General features: G+C 68.7%; 16 protein-coding genes and 1 riboswitch. Of the genes, 3 read left to right on the forward strand and 13 right to left on the reverse strand.

The annotated features are described in order from the left end of the window. The first annotated feature begins 210 nt into the window (after positions 1-210). Complete coding sequence (gene glmU, locus ACK4SG_RS12090; protein ID WP_409602087.1) at positions 211-1,593, forward strand: bifunctional UDP-N-acetylglucosamine diphosphorylase/glucosamine-1-phosphate N-acetyltransferase GlmU; 1,383 nt, start codon at positions 211-213, stop codon at positions 1,591-1,593. Further along, positions 1,590-1,880 carry a helix-hairpin-helix domain-containing protein gene (locus ACK4SG_RS12095; RefSeq protein ID WP_409602089.1) on the forward strand — a complete coding sequence of 97 codons (291 nt, stop codon included), beginning with the start codon at positions 1,590-1,592 and terminating at the stop codon, positions 1,878-1,880. Before glmU ends, ACK4SG_RS12095 begins: the two co-directional genes overlap by 4 nt. Positions 1,881-1,898: 18 nt before the next feature. Here the strand turns inward: ACK4SG_RS12095 and ACK4SG_RS12100 are convergent, their stop codons facing one another. Genes ACK4SG_RS12100 through ACK4SG_RS12135 form a run of 8 tightly spaced genes read right to left on the reverse strand, consistent with a single transcriptional unit; the run spans position 1,899 to position 9,952 of the window. Further along, on the reverse strand, positions 1,899-3,209 hold the full coding sequence (locus ACK4SG_RS12100) for a sensor histidine kinase (protein ID WP_409602091.1): 1,311 nt from the start codon (positions 3,207-3,209) through the stop codon (positions 1,899-1,901). Beyond that, a complete protein-coding gene (locus ACK4SG_RS12105) occupies positions 3,209-4,546 on the reverse strand; it encodes a sigma-54-dependent transcriptional regulator (protein WP_409602093.1) in 1,338 nt (445 codons plus the stop codon). Before ACK4SG_RS12105 ends, ACK4SG_RS12100 begins: the two co-directional genes overlap by 1 nt. Before the next feature lie 30 nt (positions 4,547-4,576). Continuing rightward, positions 4,577-5,062, reverse strand: a complete 486-nt coding sequence (locus tag ACK4SG_RS12110) for a nuclear transport factor 2 family protein (RefSeq protein ID WP_409602095.1) — start codon at positions 5,060-5,062, stop codon at positions 4,577-4,579. 26 nt (positions 5,063-5,088) lie between these two features. Next, positions 5,089-6,312 carry an ABC transporter permease gene (locus tag ACK4SG_RS12115; RefSeq protein ID WP_409602097.1) on the reverse strand — a complete coding sequence of 408 codons (1,224 nt, stop codon included), beginning with the start codon at positions 6,310-6,312 and terminating at the stop codon, positions 5,089-5,091. A gap of 44 nt (positions 6,313-6,356) precedes the next feature. Continuing rightward, on the reverse strand, positions 6,357-7,661 hold the full coding sequence (locus tag ACK4SG_RS12120) for an ABC transporter permease (protein ID WP_409602099.1): 1,305 nt from the start codon (positions 7,659-7,661) through the stop codon (positions 6,357-6,359). Positions 7,662-7,671: 10 nt separating this feature from the next. Continuing rightward, the gene (locus tag ACK4SG_RS12125) at positions 7,672-8,379 is read right to left on the reverse strand and encodes an ABC transporter ATP-binding protein (RefSeq protein ID WP_409602101.1); all 708 of its coding nucleotides are present in this window, start codon (positions 8,377-8,379) and stop codon (positions 7,672-7,674) included. Positions 8,380-8,405: 26 nt separating this feature from the next. Then, complete coding sequence (locus ACK4SG_RS12130; RefSeq protein WP_409602103.1) at positions 8,406-8,615, reverse strand: hypothetical protein; 210 nt, start codon at positions 8,613-8,615, stop codon at positions 8,406-8,408. Between the two features lie 17 nt (positions 8,616-8,632). Beyond that, entirely contained in the window at positions 8,633-9,952 is a 1,320-nt protein-coding gene (locus ACK4SG_RS12135; RefSeq protein WP_409602105.1) for an efflux RND transporter periplasmic adaptor subunit, read from the reverse strand. 158 nt (positions 9,953-10,110) lie between these two features. Between ACK4SG_RS12135 and glmS the strand changes: the two genes are divergently transcribed. Beyond that, complete coding sequence (gene glmS, locus ACK4SG_RS12140) at positions 10,111-11,943, forward strand: glutamine--fructose-6-phosphate transaminase (isomerizing) (RefSeq protein ID WP_409602107.1); 1,833 nt, start codon at positions 10,111-10,113, stop codon at positions 11,941-11,943. A gap of 156 nt (positions 11,944-12,099) precedes the next feature. Here the strand turns inward: glmS and ACK4SG_RS12145 are convergent, their stop codons facing one another. From ACK4SG_RS12145 to ACK4SG_RS12165, 5 genes are all read right to left on the reverse strand, one after another. Continuing rightward, a complete protein-coding gene (locus ACK4SG_RS12145; protein WP_409602109.1) occupies positions 12,100-12,810 on the reverse strand; it encodes an ABC transporter ATP-binding protein in 711 nt (236 codons plus the stop codon). Between the two features lie 2 nt (positions 12,811-12,812). Continuing rightward, on the reverse strand, positions 12,813-14,015 hold the full coding sequence (locus ACK4SG_RS12150) for an ABC transporter permease (protein ID WP_409602111.1): 1,203 nt from the start codon (positions 14,013-14,015) through the stop codon (positions 12,813-12,815). Further along, positions 14,012-15,163 (reverse strand): efflux RND transporter periplasmic adaptor subunit, encoded by a 1,152-nt coding sequence (locus ACK4SG_RS12155; RefSeq protein WP_409602113.1) that lies wholly within the window; start codon positions 15,161-15,163, stop codon positions 14,012-14,014. Before ACK4SG_RS12155 ends, ACK4SG_RS12150 begins: the two co-directional genes overlap by 4 nt. Beyond that, positions 15,160-15,768: a TetR/AcrR family transcriptional regulator gene (locus ACK4SG_RS12160; RefSeq protein WP_409602115.1), complete on the reverse strand. Its 609-nt coding sequence runs from the start codon at positions 15,766-15,768 to the stop codon at positions 15,160-15,162. Before ACK4SG_RS12160 ends, ACK4SG_RS12155 begins: the two co-directional genes overlap by 4 nt. Positions 15,769-15,937: 169 nt before the next feature. Next, entirely contained in the window at positions 15,938-17,821 is a 1,884-nt protein-coding gene (locus ACK4SG_RS12165) for a TonB-dependent receptor domain-containing protein (RefSeq protein ID WP_409602117.1), read from the reverse strand. 128 nt (positions 17,822-17,949) lie between these two features. Further along, positions 17,950-18,176: riboswitch (cobalamin riboswitch) on the reverse strand. Positions 18,177-18,231 lie beyond the last annotated feature (55 nt).

Here is an 18,231-nt window from a genome sequence, read left to right on the forward strand (position 1 = left end):
CGAACTCGGAAGTGAAACACAGCTGCGCCGATGGTAGTGTGGCCCAGCCATGCAAGAGTAGGTCATCGCCAGGGTCTTTATCCAAAACCCCTCCCAGTCCCCTGGGAGGGGTTTTTCTTTGCCGGTATGCAGCGCGTCTGGCCGGGAATTACCTAACCCCATGCCGCTGATGACCGCTAAAATCCTGCCAGCCATCGAAGGAAACCGCACATGTCGATTCCGCCACCTGCGCCGCTGCACGTCATCATCCTTGCCGCGGGCGAGGGCAAGCGGATGCGCTCCGCGATTCCGAAGGTGCTGCAAGCGATCGCCGGACGGCCGATGCTGGCCCATGTCATTGCTGCGGCGCGCGAGTTGTCACCCGCCGGTCTCCACGTGGTGTACGGGCACGGAGGCGAGCTGGTGCGTGCGGCCTTCAGCGCACAAGCAGATCTGCATTGGGCGGAGCAGCGCGAACAGCTCGGGACCGGCCACGCCGTGCAGCAGGCGATGCCGGGCATCCCCGAGGATGCCCGCGTGGTGGTGCTGTATGGGGATGTTCCCCTGATCACGGCTGCCACGCTGCGTCGTCTGCTGGAGGCCCCGCGTGCGCTGGCAGTGCTTGCGGCAGAGCTTCGGGATCCCACGGGCTATGGCCGTATCGTCCGGGATGCCGAGGGGCACGTCGCTGCGATCGTGGAGCACAAGGACGCCGACGAGGCCCAGCGCCGCATCCATCTCGTCAACACCGGCGTGATCGCCGCGCATGCCGGTGCCCTGCGCCGCTGGCTGGATGGCCTGCGCAATGACAATGCGCAGGGCGAGTACTACCTGACCGACGTGTTTGCCGCTGCGGCGCACGAATACGCCGCGGCGGAGATCGTGCTGGTCGATGACCCGATGGAAACCGAAGGTGCCAATGATCCCTGGCAGCTGGCCCAGCTCGAGCGCGCGTTCCAGTTGCGGCAGGTGCGTGCGCTTTGTCTGCAGGGCGCACGGGTGGCCGATCCTGCCCGCATCGACATCCGTGGCACCGTGACGGTCGGTCGTGACGTGGAGATCGATGCCAACGTGGTGTTCGAGGGTGACGTGGTGCTGGGCGACGGAGTGCGCATCGGGCCGTTCTGCCGGATCAAGGACGCGCGGATCGGCGCAGGTACCGCGATTGCCGCGCACTGCGACATCGACGGCGCGGTCTGCGAAGGTGCCGCGCACATCGGGCCCTATGCGCGCCTGCGCCCGGGCACGGTGCTGGCCGACGGCGTGCACGTGGGCAACTTTGTCGAAACGAAGAAGGCCACGCTCGGTCGCGGCAGCAAGGCCAACCACCTGACCTATCTCGGCGATGCGGTCATCGGGGCCGGCGTCAACATCGGGGCAGGCACCATCACCTGCAACTACGACGGGGTGAACAAGTCCACCACCACGATCGGCGACGGCGCCTTCATCGGCTCCAACAGCGCGCTGGTGGCGCCGGTGAGCATCGGCGCGGGCGCCACCATTGGCGCCGGTTCGGTAATCAGCAAAGACGCCCCGGCCGGCAAGCTCACCGTGGCCCGCGCCCGCCAGCAGACCGTGGACGGCTGGCAACGGCCGGTGAAGAAGGCGCCGTGAATCCCGCGCGGGTGCGGCGCAACGCCGTACGGACGTTGGCCGACCTGCCCAATGTCGGGCCGGCCACCGCGGCCGACCTGCGCCTGCTCGGGGTCGAGCATCCCGGGCAGCTGGTGGGGCGTGATCCCGTCCAGCTGTATGACGACCTGTGCTGGGTCACCGGGGTGCGCCACGATCCCTGCGTGATCGATGTGTTTGTTTCGATCACCGCGTTCCTCGCGGGCGACGAGCCGAAGCCGTGGTGGGCCTACACCGCGCAGCGCAAGACCGTGCAGCGGAAGCGCTAGCCGACACTCGCGGCGCCGTCAGGCCGGCAGCACCATCGAGACACACAGGCCGCCGCCATCACGGTTGAGCAGGGCGATGCGTCCGCCGTGGGCCTCGGCGATTTCACGTGCCAGCGCCAGGCCCAGACCCGTCCCGTGGCGCTTGGTGGAGTAGAACGGCAGCAGGGCATTCGCCAGCACCGCCTCGCTCATGCCGCTGCCGCGATCCAGTACGTCGATACGCCAGCCGTCCCCGACGCGGCGCACCGACAGACGCACCTCGCTCGGTTCGGTACCGGATTCATGCGCGTTCTTGAGCAGGTTGATCAGCGCCTGCTCCAACTGCGCCGCATCCACGCGGGCGATGCCATCGGCCGGATGCAGCTCGGCGACGAAGTCCACCTGCGTGTGCAGCTGGGCGATGAAGCGCTGCCATTCCACGGGTTCCAGCCGCGGTGCGGGCAGCTTGGCGAAGCGCGCATAGTCGCGGATGAAGCCTTCCAGGTGGCGCGCGCGTTCCTCGATGGTGGCCAAGGCCGACGGCAGGCGCTCGTATTGGCCGCGGCGCAGCAGCTCCGCACCGGAATGGGCGAGCGAGGCGATTGGCGCCAGCGAGTTGTTCAACTCGTGGCTGATGACGCGGATCACCTTCTTCCATGTCTGGACTTCCTGCCGGCGCAGTTCCGCGGTGAGCTGGCGCAGCAGCACCAGTTCATGGATGCGGCCGTTGAGGCGGAAGTTGCGCCGCGAGAGGTGGTAGATGTCCTCGTCGTCATCGCTGCCGACGGTGAACATGCCGTCGCCCCCGCGGGCAAAGGCCTCGCGCACCGCCGGGTCGGCGTCCCCGACCAGGTCGTCAAAGGCGCGGCCTTCCAGGCGCTTGCCATCGCCCAGCATGCGGCGCGCGGCGAGATTACCCAGCACCACGCGGCGCGACGGGTCCACCAGCACCATCGCGACCGGCGTGTTCTGCACCATGGTGTCCAGCAGCAGTTCGCGCTGTACCAGCGCCAAGCGCTGCTCGCGCAGGGTGGTGCCCAGCGCGTTGTGGGCCTCGACCAGTTCTCTCAGGTCGCTGGCCTTGTCCCAACGGATGCCGAAGCTGAAATCGCCATCGCGGTAGCTGGCCACGGTGCCGGCCAGTGCGCGGAACAGGGCGCGCATGGGCACCAGCGCGCGCCAGATGATGGCGGCGACCAGCACGCCCACCGAGGTGCTCGCGATCAGCGCGGCGGCCCATGGCTGCAGCCAACGGTCCAGCAGCACGGTGATGATGGCCGTCAGCACGATGCCCGCCACCGCGAAGGCGATCATGCGGGCCGCGATAGGCAGGACGCGGAGGATCCGCATCACGTCCTCGGGATGCCAAGCCGGTCCAGCCGGCGGTACAGAGCCTGCCGCGACAGGCCAAGCTCGGCGGCGGCCTGCGCCAGCACCCCGCCGCTGCGGGCGAGCGCGGCTTCGATCGCCGCCCGGTCGGGTTCGTCGCCGGGCACCGGTGTTCCGGCAGGAGGCGGTGGTAGGCCAAGATCCGCCGCAGTCACGATCTCGCCACGTGCAAGAAGCCCCGCCCGCTGCATGACGTTGCGCAGCTCGCGCACGTTGCCGGGCCAGGCGTGCCGCTGCAGGGCGCGTTCGGCATCGTCGCCCAGGTGCTTGCCCGGCGCGAGGAAATGCCGGGCCAGCGGCAGGATGTCGCGCGGCCGCGCCGCCAGCGGCGGGATGCGTAACTCGATGCCGTTGAGGCGGTAGAACAGGTCCTCGCGGAACTTGCCCTCCGCGATCAGGCTTTGCAGGTCGGCATTGGTGGCGCTGACGATGCGCACCTGCACGTGGCGCTCGCGGTTGCTGCCCAAGCGGGCGAAGCAGCCGGTTTCCAGCACGCGCAGCAATTTCACCTGCCCAGCCAGCGGCAGCGTCCCGATCTCGTCGAGGAACAGCGTGCCGCCGTCGGCGGCTTCGAACTTGCCTTCGCGCGGCTTGTTGGCGCCGGTGTATGCGCCGGCCTCCGCGCCGAACAGTTCGGCTTCGATCAGGTCCGCTGGCAGCGCGCCGCAGTTGAGCGCCACGAACGGCCCGGCGGCGACGCGGGAGTTGGCGTGGATGATCTCCGCGTAGCGCTCCTTGCCGGCGCCGTTCGGGCCGGTGACCAGCACCGGGATGTCGGCGCGCGCAACCTGGCAGGCCAGCGTCAGCGCGGCTTCGCTGGCCGGGTCGGCATAGACGATGCCGCGCAGGTCGAAATCGCGTTCCAGTGCGCTGCGGCGCTGGCGCTCGCCGGCGCGGGCCTGGTCCAGCTGGCGGCGGTTGTCGGCCAGCTCCAGCAGGTTGTTGACCGTTGCGACCAGCTTGCGGTCGTCCCACGGCTTGGCGAGGTAGTCGGCCGCCCCGGCCTTGATCAGCTCCACCGCGGCCTCGAGGTGCGTCCAAGCGGTCAGCAGGATGATCGGCAGGTCGGGATGCGCCGCCCGGATGCGATGGAACAGCGCCACGCCTTCGTCGCCGGAGGTGGTGTCGGCGACGAAGTTCATGTCCTGGATCACCAGGTCCACAGGCTCCCGCGCCAGCACGGCCAGGCCTTCCTCCGGCGACTGCGCGCACAGCGTGCGGATGTCGTGCAGGGAGAACAGCAGGTCCAGCGCGGTGCCGACCGAGGGGTTGTCGTCGATGACCAGGATGACGGGCATGGGGTGATGGCTCGGGACGACGGCTGGGACTCAGGACGGGTCGGGATTCGGTCGGTGGCCGTAGCTCAGCACGCGGGTGACAGTCCATTGCCCGTCGCGCTGGCGCCACACCATCGTGAAGTCGGCCTCGCCTTCGCAGCGGCCGGTGTCCGTCTGGCAGAACCGGTGCGTGCCTTGCGAGATCGCCCCGAACCCCTGGATCGGATAGGCCCGAAGACTACCGGGGACCAGTGCCCGCGTGTAGTGCCCGCAGGCATGCTTGCGGGTGCTGTCGATCATGGCGTCGCGTGTCCAGGTGACGCCGCCGGTGTCGTGATAGAACTCGACGTCCTCTGCGAAATAGCCGGCGTGCCGGGCAAGCTGCGCCGGATCGGTGCAGCGGTTGAACGCATCGAACACGGCAGTGTCGAGGGCGGCGATTGTCGTGGACAGGGCGTGGTCCTCCACCGGCCGCAATGAGGCAGTCGCGGTCACGGACAGCATCAGCAGCGTCGCGGCGAAGGAGAAGGCGTGCATGCGTGGGTCCTTGGGCACGGGTGGGGTCAGATCGAGCGGGTGGCCACCGCCGGCGGCACCGCTGCCGCCCGCCGGGCGGGCCCCAGCACCGCCAGCTGGCCCAGCAGCCACAGCGCCAAGGCGCCCGCTGGCAGGTAGTACAGCGGCAGGCGCGGCAGCTCGTACTTGCTGATCAGCATCTGGTTGATGCCGAACGCCATCACCATGCCCAGCACGATGCCCACCGTCGCCAGCAGGAAGTTCTCGGTCTGGAAGTAGCGCAGGATCTGCCCGCGGGTGGCGCCCAGGGCGCGGCGGATGCCGATCTGCTTGGTGCGCTGCTGCACCCAGAAGCTGGCCAGGCCCACGATGCCCAGCGCGGTGACGAGCAGCAGCAACCCGCAGACGATCAGCAGCAGACCGATCATGTCGCGGTCGTCGGCGAAGTAGTCGCGGCGGCTGTCTTCATAGGTGGTCGCCGGGCGGATCAGCCGGTTGGGGTCGACCTTTTCCAGCGCTGCGTCCACGGCCTTCAGGATCTCGGCACGGCGCGCCGGGTCGGCCACGCGCACCAGGTAGAAGCCGCCGTTTGCGAAGTTGAGCCGGGTCGGGAAGATCAGCGAGTTCTGACGGTCGCCCGCCATCGGCGCCGGTCGTGCCAGCGTTTCCACCACGCCCACCACGGTGAGCGGGATATTGGCCATGTAGATCGTCTTGCCCAGCGGTGTGCCGTCGGGGAACAGTTTGCGGGCAGCGGGCGCAGTGAGGATGACGGACGACGTCAGGGTGGCGGGATCCTCGGTTTTTTCCAGATCCGTGACGTTCTTGAACTCGTCCGGCTGGAAGTCGCGGCCGGCGACCAGCTTCAGGCCCATCGCCTTCAGCGTGCCTTCGCTGGTCATGTACTGGGCCGCGAGCAGGCTGGGATGCTCCTGGTTGGGCCGGGTGCCCAGCGCGGTATTCCAGGAGCCGTTGCGGAACGGCACCTGGTTGACGATCACCGCATCGGTCACGCCGGGGATGGCGCGCAGCGCGGCCAGATCCTCGCGGCTGCGGGCATCGGCATCGACCTGCTCGCCGATGCCGTCGGCACGGGCCATGATCAGGTGCTCGTCGTCCATGCCGCTGGGCAGGTTGAGGGTTTCCAGGCGCTGCGTGACCAGGAACAGCGCGTTGCAGAGGATCGCGCAGGTCAGCGCGATCTCCAGAACGATCAGCGCCGCGGCGGTCTTGTGCCGCGAGAGGGTGGACAGGATCGGACGGATTTCCATGGGACGTCTCCGGGGAGTCGGTGGCCGCGCAGGCGCGGCGCGGGTCATTGCGACTTGAGTTGCAGGGCCGGCGGCACGCGCATCGCGCGCCAGGCGGGGAGCAGGCCGGCCAGCAGGCTGGCGCCGATGGCCAGCGCGAAGGTCAGCAGCAGCATGCCGCCGTCGAGGTGGGCCAGCTGGGCGTATTCCGCCGGGCGCTGGCGCACGCCCCACAGCCCCAGCAGGGCCAGTCCCAGTCCCAGCGCACCACCGGCAAGCCCGACCGTGCCGGCCTCCACCAGGCACTGCGTGAAGATGGCGCGGCGCGAGGCACCCAGCGCGCGACGCACGCCGAACTCGCTGCTGCGGCGGAGGAACTTGGCCAGCAGCAGGCCAACGGTGTTCAGCAGGCACACCAGCAGGAAGCCGAATGCCAGCCACAGCTGCAGGCGCACATCGCCCGGCACCACCTGGCGGAACTCCAGCCACTCCATCACGTTGCGCAGGCGGGTGTTGGCGGGACGCTCGAAGCGGCCGGCGCTGCGCTGCTGTTCGGAGTAGTTGTCGAGATAGCGCTTGTAGGCCGCGGCGTCACCGGCCGAGGCCAGCTCCACCCAGTACTGCATCCAGGTGCAGGGCACGTTCTCGGCGGTCGGATCGCTGGTCACCGTGCGGCCGTAGCAGTTCATGCTGCCGTTGCGGCCCAGCTTGAGGTCCAGCGCCGTGCTGATCGGCACGTACACCTCCTCGTCGTTGTCGTAGCGGCCGGTGTTGAGGTCGTAGAAGTGCGGGGTCGGCTTCCAGGTGTCCAGCACGCCCACGATGCGCAGCGCGTTGCCTTCGATGCGCAGCTCCCGGCCCACCGGATCGCCGCTGCCGAACAGTTTTTCACCCAGTTCGCGGGTGATCACCGCGACCCGCGCGCGCGCCTCGTCGTCTGCGCCGGTCCAAGGCCGGCCACGCTGGAAGGGCACCTCGAACATCGGGAAGAAGTCCGCCGAGGTGTAGCGCATGCTCAGCACGAACGGCTTGAGCTTGGTGCCTTCCGGCTCCAGCACGCCGCCGCCGCCGGTCATCATCGCCTGCCGCTTGGCCTTCTTCTGGCGCAGCAGCTCCTGGGCATCGAAGCGGGTCAGCTGATCCTGCGGCTCCTCGCCGGGCTTGTAGCCATCGCGGGGCTCCGGGTCCAGCTGCACGTAGAACAGGCGGTCGCTCTTCTGCGGGATCGGGTCACCGGAGAGCACGTGGAACACGGTCAGCGTGGTCATGCTGGCGCCGATGCCGAGGGCGATCGCCAGCACCATCAGCGCGGTCAGCACGCGGTTGCGGCGGAAACTGCGCAAGGCGAGGTTGAGGTAGTAGCCGAACATGGCGGTGTCCTCAGGCGGTGGCGGCGCGGGCGTGCGGGAGCGCGGCGGCCACGGTCAGGTCGGTGGCCATGCCGTCCACGATGTGGACGTTGCGCTGCGCGCGCGCGGCCAGTTCCGGGTCGTGGGTCACCATCACGATGGTGGTGCCCTGCTGGTTGATGTCCTCCAGCAGCTCCATCACGCTGCGCGCCATCTGCGAGTCCAGGTTGCCGGTCGGCTCGTCCGCCAGCAGCAGGCGCGGGCTGCCGGCCAGGGCGCGGGCGATCGCGGCGCGCTGCTGCTGGCCACCGGACAGTTCGGCAGGGTAGTGCTTCATGCGCGAGCCCAGCCCCACCAGGCCCAGCGCATCCTCGATGCGCAGCTTGCGCTCGGCCGCGGACATGCCGCGGTAGCGCAGCGGCACGTCGCAGTTGTCGAACAGGTTGAGATCGGGGATCAGGTTGAAGCCCTGGAAGATGAAGCCGATCTTCTCGTTGCGCAGGCGCGAACGGGCGTTGTCGTCCAGCCCCTTCACATTGACGCCGTCCAGGACGTAGTCACCGCCGGTGAATTCCTCCAGCAGGCCGGCGATGTTGAGGAAGGTGGTCTTGCCCGAGCCCGACGGCCCGGTGACGGCGACGAATTCGCCCTCGGCGACCTGCAGGTCGAGCGAGCGCAATGCGTGCGTCTCGACGAGTTCGGTGCGGTAGACCTTGGTGATCTGGCGCATGTCCAACATGGCGGGAAATCCTTGTGCGTGATGGGTCAGGAAACGCGGAAGCGTGGGGCCAGCGCCTCGGCCGGCAGGTAGCCCGGCGCGGGGCGGGCATGGCGGCGCGGCGCGTTGGCGGGGGTGCACGCAGCGTCGCGGGCGAGGGTGTAGGCGAACAGCGTGCTCAGCCGCAACGGCACCGCGTCGGCAAGCTGCGCGGGCGTCCAGCGGAAAGTGGGGGCGGTGTGGTCGATGGCGTGCATGGCGGGTTCCTCAAAGCTCACTGGCCGGAGATGCGGACGCGGTCCGCGGTGCCGAACTGGTCCGTGCCCGAGACGACGATGCGGTCGCCAACCTTCAGGCCCGAGACGATTTCAACGGAAGACAGGCTGGACGCGCCGGTGCGGATCGGGCGGCGGCTGGCACTGCTGCCGTCCACGACCCAGGCGACGTTGCCGCCGTCCTGTTCCAGGAACGGGCCGCGCTCGACCATCAGCACGTCGTGGCGGGTATCCATCACGATCCGTACCGACAGCCGCTGGTTCTGGCGCAGGCCCGGCGGCTGCTTGCCGTCGGCGAAGCGCACGCGCGCGGTGACTTCACCGTTCACCACCTCGGGCGATACCGCGGCGATCTCGCCGGCGAAGCGGCCGTTGTTGGCGGCGATCTGCGCCGGCATGCCGATGCCTAGGTCGCGAGCGAAGCTCTCCGGCACCTTGATCTCCACCTCGAAGCGGCTGAGGTCCACCACGCTGAGCACGGGGCCGTTGGCGGCGACCTGGGTGCCCTGCGGTACCTGTACCTGGCCCACCTGGCCGTCGAACGGCGCGCGCAGGGTCAGCCCATCCACCTGCCGGCGCGCTTCCTCCACCACTGCCCGCTGACGCTGCGCCTGCAGCTGCTTGTTGCGCGCGTCCAGGTCGGCGCCGGCGCTCTGCAGCTCGAAGTCCTTGCGGGCGGCAGCCAGGCCGATGTCGGCTTTCTTCATCAGGTCCTGCGCGCGCGCCAGATCGTTCTGCGGCACCGCGCCACCATCAAAGGCGCGCTGGTAGCGCTCCAGGTCGCGCATCGCCGCAGTACGCTCCACCGTGGCCTGGTCCAGCGCGCGCTGGGCGTTGGCGCGGGCGATCCGGGCATCCAGCACCGCGCGGCTCGCTTCGGCCTCCAGGCTGGCAAGGGTCGACTCTTCCTGCACCAGCCTGCTGCGCAGCTCGGGGCTGTCGATCACGGCCAGCGCCTGCCCCTTGCTAACCTTGTCACCGGCCACGATCTTCAGCGAGACGGTGCCCGCGGCGATCGCGTACAGGGTGGGGCTGTTGGCGGCGATCAGCCGGCCCTCGGCGCTGAGGTCGCGCACCAGGTCGCCGCGGGTGACCTCGGCAATCCGCAGGCGCGAGGCGTCGAACGAGCGGGCGCCCGACAGCCAGCCGGACGCCACCCAGCCGCCCAGCACGACCACCACGGCGGCGCTGGTGGCGGCGATGGCGATGCGTTTGCGGCCGGCGGGGCGGGATGGCGTGGCCATGACCTGGTCCTGGCCGGCGGTGTCGCGGATGCGGGGGCGGTTGTCCATGTGGGCGTTCGCGGGAGGGGTGTCCATGCCCTTCTTCAGCAATCCGCGTGCCAATCGCAAGCTATTGATTTGATTGATGTGATTCCGGGTGTCCGGTGTCCGTTCGGACGGACGCGGCGTCCGCGCGGACACGCCCCGGCCGGCAGCGACTACACTTTCCGCAACCCTTAAGGAGCAGTACCCGCATGTGTGGAATCGTCGGCGCCATTGCCAACCGTGACGTGGTGCCTGTGCTGGTGGATGGCCTGAAGCGGCTGGAATACCGCGGCTACGATTCGGCCGGCATCGCGGTGGTGGTGGGGGATACGGTGCGCCGCGTGCGCCGCACCGGCCGGGTGTCCGAGATGGAAGCGGCGGCGGCGGCGGAAGGCCTGGACGCCCACCTGGGCATCGGCCACACCCGCTGGGCCACCCACGGCGGCGTCACCGAGTCCAACGCGCACCCGCACATCAGCCACGGCGAGCTGGCATTGGTGCACAACGGCATCATCGAGAACCACGAGCAGCAGCGCGAGCGCCTGCGCGCGCTGGGCTATGAATTCGAGTCGCAGACCGACACCGAGGTGATCGCCCACCTGATCCACCACTACCGCGTGCAGGGCGCCAGCCTGCTCGGCGCGCTGCAACGGGCGGTCAAGGAACTGCACGGCGCCTACGCGCTGGCGGTGGTCGACAAGCGCGACCCGGGCAGGCTGGTGGCCGCGCGCATGGGCTGCCCGCTGCTGGTGGGCTTGGGCGAGGGCGAGAACTTCGTGGCCTCGGACGTGTCGGCGATCGTGTCGGCCACGCGCCGGGTGATCTTCCTCGAGGAAGGCGATACCGCCGAGCTGACCCGCGAGGGCGTGCGCGTGTTCGACGCCGCCGACGCGCCGGTGGCGCGCGAGGTGCACGTTTCCGACGTGTCGCTGGCCTCGCTGGAGCTCGGCCCGTACCGCCACTTCATGCAAAAGGAAATCCACGAGCAGCCGCGCGCCATCGGCGACACCGTGGAAGGCATCCTCGATGCCGGCGGCTTCGACCCGGCGCTGTTTGGCCCGAACGCGGCAGAGGTGCTGCGCGACGTGGAGTCGGTGCAGATCCTCGCCTGCGGCACCAGCTATTACGCCGGCCTGACCGCGCGCTACTGGATCGAAGACATCGCGGGGATCCCGTGCGCGGTCGACATCGCCAGCGAGTACCGCTACCGCAAGGTCGTGGGCAACCCGAGGCAGTTGATCGTCACCATCTCCCAGTCCGGTGAAACGCTGGACACCATGGAGGCGCTGAAGTACGCCAAGGCGCAGGGACAGGACAGGACGCTGTCGATCTGCAACGTGCCGGAGTCGGCCATCCCGCGCGCCAGCAGGCTGGTGTTCCTGACCCGCGCCGGCGCCGAGATCGGCGTGGCGTCCACCAAGGCGTTCACCACCCAGCTGGTCGCGCTGTTCGCGCTGGCGGTGGCGCTGGGCAAGCAGCGCGGGCAGGTGGACGCCGTGCGCGAGGCCGCGCTGTTGGAGGACCTGCGCCACCTGCCGGGCAGCGTGCAGCACGCGCTGAACCTGGAGCCGCAGATCGCGTCGTGGGCGGCGGCATTCGCCCCGCGCCAGCATGCGCTGTTCCTCGGCCGCGGCACGCACTATCCGATCGCGCTGGAAGGCGCGCTCAAGCTGAAGGAAATCTCGTACATCCACGCCGAGGGCTACCCGGCCGGCGAGCTCAAGCACGGCCCGCTGGCGCTGGTGGACACGCAGATGCCGGTGGTGGTGATCGCGCCGAACGACGCGCTGCTGGAGAAGGTGAAGTCCAACATCCAGGAGGTGCGCGCGCGCGGCGGCGAGATGTTCGTGTTCGCCGACGCCGACAGCAGCTTCAGCGAGTCCGAGGGCGTCCACGTGATCCGCACCCCGCGCCACATCGGCGTACTGTCGCCGATCGTGCACGCCATCCCCGTGCAGCTGCTGGCCTACCACGCCGCGCTGGCGCGCGGCACCGACGTGGACAAGCCGCGCAACCTGGCCAAATCGGTGACGGTGGAATAAGCCCAGACCCGGCGTCAAACTTGCCGTGGAGTAGCACTGGCGCCCTCGCCAAGGAGTGCCGGTAGATGGAGACGCGGACGTAGGCTTATCGGGAGGGCCGGGCTTGGGGGAACCTGGATCATGGTTGGCATTGGAGCCAGCCGGGTTGCTGCACGGTTACGCGAAGTCGCGGCCTTCGCCCGCTTCCTCGAAGGTCACCCCGTCTCGGATGTGGTAGATGCGCTTGAAAGTGGGGATGATCTTCTCGTCGTGGGTCACCACGATGACCGCGGTCTGGAAGCGATGCGCCATGTCGTTGAGCAGCCGGATGACTGCCAGCGCGCGCTGCGAATCCAGCGGCGCGGTGGGTTCGTCGGCCAGGATCACCGGTGGCCGGTTGACCAGCCCGCGCGCGATCGCCACCCGTTGCTGCTCGCCGCCGGACAGCTGCGCCGGCATCGCCCGCGCGCGGTGTTGGACATCCAGCGCGGCCAGCAGTCCCAGCGCCCGTGAGCGTGCCTCGGCGTTCGGCACGCCGGCCAGCATCGGTAACAAGGCAACATTGTCGATGACGTCTAGGAACGGGATCAGATACGGCGCCTGGAACACGAAGCCAATCTTGTCGCGGCGCAGTGCGCGCAGGTCGCGCACCTTCCAGCCGTCGTCGAAGATTACTTCGTCGCCCAGCTGCATGCGCCCGGCGGTGGGGTCGATCACCGCTCCCAGGCTTTTCAGTAGCGTGCTCTTGCCCGAGCCAGAGGGGCCTATCAGGCCCACGACTTCGCCGGGCGCGACCTGCATGTTGACGTCCTTCAGCGCCAGCACCGCGGTGTCGCCGCTGCCGTAGCGCTTGCGCAGGCCTTCGATGCGGATGCCGGTGGCGGCCATGCTCAACCCCCGATCGCTTCGGCCGGATCGACCTTCAGCGCCATGCGGATGGCAATCACGCTGGACGCCACGCACAGCAGCTGCACCGCGAAGAAGCCCAGGACCGAATCGCCGGGGACCAATAGCACGTACTTGGGGAACAGCGGCGCGGCGAAGGTGGCGGTGATCTTGCCCACCACGAAGCCGATCACGCCCAGCATCAGCGCCTGCTGCAGGATCATCCAAGCGATCGTCCGGTTGCGGGTGCCGATCAATTTGAGTACGGCGATCTCGCGGATCTTGTCCATGGTCAGGGTGTAGATGATGAAGGCGACGATGGCGGCGCTGACGGCTGCCAGGATGACCAGGAACATCCCGATCTGGCGAGACGAGGTGGCGATCAGCTTGCCCACCAGGATTGCTTCCATCTGCGGACGGTCGTACACGGTCAGTCGCTTCCACCGCCGGATCGGGTTGGCCACTTCGCTGGCGGCGTGGCCGGGCGCCAGCCGCACCAGCACCGCGTTGACCGTGCTGTTGCTGGCCTGCGACGCGTTCACCGCGTCCAGCAGGCCGGGCACGCTAGGACGGTTGAAGACGGGATTTTCCGCGGTTCGTCGGCGCTGCATCCGGATCGCGTCGTTGTCCTTTAGGAACTGAGCCTGCTGCGCATCCTTCAGTGGGATAAACACCATCGGATCGCCGCTGGACGACACCAGGCGGCGGGTCAGCCCGACTACCGTGTAGCGATGTCGGCGGATGCCGAGCGTGTCTCCGAGGTGAAATCCGCTGGCGATATCGGCAACCGCTTCGTAATGGCCGCGGGTGATTTGCCGGCCCGCCACCAGGTGCGGCGGCCAGCCGGGCGTGCCGGGCCCACCGGCGGCGATGCCGACAACCATTGCGCGCACGTCGCGTTCGCCCTGCCGCACCTGCATGGTCAGGTAGGTCACGTTGGCAGCCTGGGCCACCCCGGGCAGGACATGGATGTCGCGCCACAGGTCATCCGGCAGGCTGGAGGATTCCGCGTAAGGGCCCAGGGTGTCGCGCTGCACCACCCATAGATCGGCGCCGCTGTTGTCCAGCAGCGCCTTGCCGTCGTCCACCATCCCGCGGTACACGCCGGCCATGATCAGGGTGACCCCAATCAGCAGGCCCAGGCCCATGCCAGTGAACAGGAACTTGCCCCAGGCATGCAGGATGTCGCGGCCAGCCAGGCTGATCACGGCGCGATGCCCCGGATTCGCTCGACAACATGGATGCGGCTGTGGGCGTTCAGCGTCTTCTCGCTGTACAGCACCACCTGTTCACCCCCGGTCAAGCCCTTGAGCACTTGAACGTTGCCATCGAGGTCGCTGCGGCCAAGCGTCAGCGGCGCGAACGCAAGGTGCCCATCGACCAGTTTCCACGCGCCGCGCTGGCCGCCCACGGTGCGGAGGGCGGCATTGGGGATGACGGGCATGGAGGCCTGCGTCGGCAGGCTGACTGTCACTTCTGCCAATTCCCCGAGTGGCGGCAGCGGCGATGGCAGGCGGGTGAACACGATCTTGGCGCGGGTTTCCTCGGTTACGGCGTCGGCCATCGGTTCGGTACGCAGCACGTGGCCGTCGTGTGCATGGTTTTGGTCGGAGCGCAGGGTGATCCGAGCCGGTAGGCCTGCGGCAAGGCCGCCGGCGGCGATCTGGTCGAAGCGGGCATCGATCCACAGGCTGCCCGGGTCGATGACCTCCACGACTGCTTGCCCAGCTACCAGAGTGGTGCCAGGGTCGGCGTTGCGCGCCACCACGAGACCGTCCACCGGCGCCACCAGCGCCAGATTGGCCCGCTGTGCCTGCACCGCATCGCGTTCGGACTGCAAGCGTCGGACGTCGTCACGCGCGGCATTCAAGGCGGCAATGGCCACGTCCAGCTCCTGCTTGCGTGCCGACGCCGTTTCCACACTGACCAATTGTTGCTGCGCCAGTTGCATGTAGCGCTCCGCCTGCGCCTGCGCATAACGCTGACGTGCTTGTGCCTGCTGCAAGGCGGATTGCGCGCTGGCGATGGCGGCCTGCTGCGCGTCCAACCGGTTGTCCAGATCCACTGGAGCCATCATGCCCAGTACTTGTCCGGCCTTGACCGCATCACCCACCTGCACGTCCAGCCGCTGTAGCCGTCCGGTATACGTTGGCCCAATCTCATGGCTGTAGCGCGCCTGCACGGCACCGATGCCGTACAGCGCCGGGGTGATGTTGCGCGAGGCTACGTTGACGGTGGTGACTTCTATTGGCGTCAGCGGGCCGGAGCGCACTGCGACATAGGCGAACAGCAACACCAGTGGGACCATCGCTGCCAGCAGCATCACTGTGCGTCTGGAAATGGCGGGCAGACTCATGGCTGGCTCCGGATACCGCGGTGATAGATGGCAAAGACCCCCGGCGCGTCGTGATGCATGCGCATCACGTCGCCGGCGATTAACGACTGCATCACCAGCCCCTGCACGGAGCCGATGAACAGGGTGGCGGCGGCGTCCACGTCCAGCGAAGGGTCGAGTTCTTGCCGTGCGATGCCGGCTGCCAGATACCCGCGCAGGCGCTGTGCGTAGCCCTGGATCAGGGCCTGCGCAATGCGCTTGGGAAGGGTGGCATCGGGGCGCTGCAGCTCGCCAAACAGCATCCGTGGCACGCCCGGGTGGCGGGCAACGAAGCCGACATGGGCCATGAACATTGCCTCCAGCGCGGCCAGCGGAGTGGTAGCCGACGCCGCGGCTTGGTCCAGCTGCGCGAGCAGACGCTCGCTAACCCAGCCCAGCACGGCCTCGAGGATCGCGTCCTTGTTGGGGAAGTGCCGGAACAGCGCGCTCTGGGTTAGGCCCATGCGCTGGGCGATGGCGGCAGTGGTGATGTCGCCGGGGTTCTGCTCGGCGGCCAGTTCGATCACGGCTTCCACTGTGGCGGCGCGACGCTCGTCGGCGGGCAGTGGGCGGGTGCGCGAGCTCATCGGGAGTTCCGAATAGTGAGTAATTAATCACTCACTATTTTGGACATCTTCTTTCCTCTGCGCAAGGGGCCCACCCAACAGTGAATCCCGACCGCCAACACAAAAGGCCCGGCAGTGCAGCCGGGCCTGGTGCATCCCTGCACGCGCCTTGCGGTGTCGCGTCGTTACCTCAGTCTGGCTGCCAGCGCAGGCTGAGGGTGTACTCGCGGCCGGGCTGGTTGTACCAGGCGCTGGTTTCGTAGCGCTTGTCCAGGGCGTTGACCATATTCGCCTGCAGCGTCCAGCCGGGCGAGAACCGCCACGACACGCGCGCGTCCAGCGTGCCGTAACCGCCCACCCGCAGGGTATTGGCGACGTCGTCCCAGCGGGCGGCCTCGGCAATGCCGGTGACGCCAACGGTGACATCGCCGAGGCGACGTTCGAGCGTCAGCCGGGCGCTGCGCCCGGGGCGACGCGGCAGGGCCTTGCCGTGGTGGGCGCCGGCGCTCTCGTTGCGGGTCTGCAGCCAGCCCAGCTGACCGCGCGCGGTCCAGTCGTCCAGCTGCCACTCGCCGGTCAACTCCAGGCCGCGGATGCGCGCGCTGTCCAGGTTGCCGGGCTTGCCCAGCGCGGCATCGTAGGCGATCAGGTCACGCACGCGGGTCTGGTAGGCATTGGCCTGCACCTGCCAGCCGGCGCCGCTGCGCGCCAGTTCAAGCTCGCTGCTGCGCGCGACTTCCGGGCGCAGCAGCGGGTTGCTGAAGCCGGGGTAATACAGCTCGTTGAAGGTCGGCGCCTTGAACGCGGTGCCGTGGCTGGCGCTCACCCGCCAGCCGGCGGGCAGCATCATGCCCCAGGCCAGCGTGCCGGTGGTGTGGCTGCCGAACTGGTCGTTGTCGTCGCGGCGCAGGCTCAGTTGGAGGTCGTGCGCTCCGAAATCCCCTTGATACTGCGCGAACAGCGCGCGGTTGCCGCGGGTGCGCGCGAATGGCGACCAAGGATCGACCACGTTGGCGGCGTCGCGCAGCCAGTCGAAACCGACGCTCAGCAGTTGGCCTTTCGCCACGCCGATGTCGCCCTGCAGGCTCGCGCTGTCGCGTGTGGTCGTGTAGCGGTTGGCGAAGGTATTGCCGATGTAGTTGTCGGAATCGTCGGTGTTGCGGCCGGCGGCCAGCTTCAGTTGCACGGTGTCGGATGGCGACCAGCGCACGCTACCGCCCACGGTTTGCTGGACGATGTCGGAGTTGTCCACGTAATCGCCGTCGTAGTCGTTGTGGCCTTCGGCGCGGAAGGCATGGGCGTCCAGCTGCCAGCCGTCGGCCGGGGCGAAATCGGCGCGCAGGCTGGCGCTGCGGTTGCGGTAGCCGTCGCGGTCGAGGTGGGTGCCCGGCACGATGAAGCAGCCGGCGCCCTGCCAGGTGAGCGGGTCGTAGAACCCGGAGCAGGCATTGATGCCGTCGGTGCGCTGGTAGGCCATGTCCACGCCCACCCCGCCGCGTGCACCGCGCAGGTCAACGCCGGCAGAGGCTTCGCGCAGGCCGTGGCTGCCGGCGGCGATGCGGGCACGAGCCTGTTCGCCCTGGCCTTCGCCGCGACGGGTGAAGATCTGGATCACGCCGCCGATGGCGTCGGCGCCATACAGCGAGGAGCGCGGCCCGCGCACGATCTCGATGTGGTCGATCAGTGCCAGCGGGATGTCCTGCAGCGACGCCAGCCCGGAGGTGGGCGAGCCGATCCGCACGCCGTCCACCAGCACCAGGGTGTGGTCGGACTCGGTGCCGCGCATGAACAGGGTGCTCAGCTTGCCCAGCCCGCCCTGGTTGACGAGGGTGATGCCGGCGCGGCCGCGCAGCAGTTCCGGCAGCGAGTGGGCGCCGCTGGCGTCGATCTGGGCACGATCGATCACCTCCACGGCGGCCAGCGCGTCGTCCACGCTGATCGGGGTGCGGGTGGCGGTAACGATGAGGCGATCCAGCGTCTTGGCGTCGTCGGCACGGGCCGACAGCGGCAGCGCCGCAGCCAGCGCGAGCGCAAGAGGGGCAACAGACAGCGGATGCAGGACAGCAGGTTTCATGAAGTTGAACTCCGGCGCGCACGCCCGCGCGCCCTGGGGTGGTGGGCGATGGCAGTGCGGAGGAGACAGGCACGGACGGACGCGGGCGGCATGGCGCGCACGCGAGACCGCGCGATGCCCTCCGCATCGCCACCAGACGTGCCTGGGGCCGGTCTCCGGGCTTGCGCGCGGAACATCACGGGGATGTTCCCCGCCAGCGCCTTCCCATGCGGATGCACAGTGGCCGATGCTGGCGTCGTCACGCTTACCGTTGCGGGGGCAGCGCCGGACTGGGGGCGCATGTGCGCCTCGTCACCGGCTTCCCGTTTCAACCCGGCGGCGTTGCCACCGGGTCACCTCAAGCGCGCTTAGTGTAGCGGGTTGGCCGCTGGGTTCGCTTGCCCTGGATCAAGCGTTTCTGTCGCCACTGC

This window comes from Thermomonas sp., assembly GCF_046293095.1.
Lineage (GTDB): Bacteria > Pseudomonadota > Gammaproteobacteria > Xanthomonadales > Xanthomonadaceae > Thermomonas.